Source organism: Gelidibacter maritimus (assembly GCF_014062315.1).
Taxonomy (GTDB): domain Bacteria; phylum Bacteroidota; class Bacteroidia; order Flavobacteriales; family Flavobacteriaceae; genus Gelidibacter; species Gelidibacter maritimus.
Genome location: NZ_JACGLT010000044.1, coordinates 1 through 986 on the forward strand (window position 1 = coordinate 1; position 986 = coordinate 986).

Below are 986 nucleotides of genomic sequence, written 5' to 3' on the forward strand. Positions count from 1 at the left end.
GATGGGCAGTTTTCCGAAGATGAACTGATTATTTCTAAAAACGTGGCGTTTACGGATTATGTCAATGGAGAGTTTGAGTTCACCGAAAACATAACTGTACCATTATATGCAGCGGCAGGAAAAAAGGTGGGACTTAGAGTATTAGGAAGTTTTGTTGATGGTAAGGCGGGAGGAGAGACTCCGTGTCGTCTATTCGATAGTGGAAATGCCGCTGATTACGGCATTACTATAATTGGTGGAGCTTCTGGAATTCAGGCGCTGGCAAGCCCTAGTACATATGAGTTCCCATATACTCAACCTCTAATGTTTATGGATAAATCCTCAAGTTCATCTACCATTATAAATTGGGAATGGACTTTTGAAGGAGGAACTCCAGCTTCATTTGTAGGGCAAAATCCACCGGAAATAACCTACGATGAACCAGGTGTCTATAACTATTCCTTGACAGTTACAAATGCCGACGGGGTAACAGATTCGTATATTAGTAGTGTGAGTGCCATTGTTGCTTATTGTGAAACCACCCCCCGATATGGCACTTATTTTAATATCAATAATATAAAGTTGGGGACTATTGATCATGCCCCGGATTTGAATAATTATTACAATTATTTTAACTCAGTAAATACCGATTTAGAGTTAGGTGAGTCCTATTCTATGACTATCATCACTGAACTTGGAAATGGTGGAGCATCTGACATTAACAGAGTAAGGGTATGGGCCGATTGGAATTTTGATGGGCAGTTTTCCGAAGATGAACTGATTGTTTCTAGAAACGTGGCGTTTACGGATTATGTTAATGGAGAGTTTGAGTTCATCGAAAACATAACCGTACCATTATATGCAGCGGCAGGAAATAAAGTTGGACTTAGAATAATAGGTCATTATGTTGACGGCAGGGGAGGTGAGACCGCGTGCGGTGTTTTCGATAGTGGGAACGCATTGGACTATGGAGTTGTCATTAAATCCTCCAGTTTGGGAGTGTCCGA

General features: G+C 41.1%; 1 protein-coding gene. It reads left to right on the forward strand.

Annotated features, from left to right (window positions below; all coding sequences use genetic code 11):
• On the forward strand, positions 1-986 hold a 986-nt coding region (locus H3Z82_RS19420; RefSeq protein ID WP_182207114.1), incomplete at both ends, for a PKD domain-containing protein.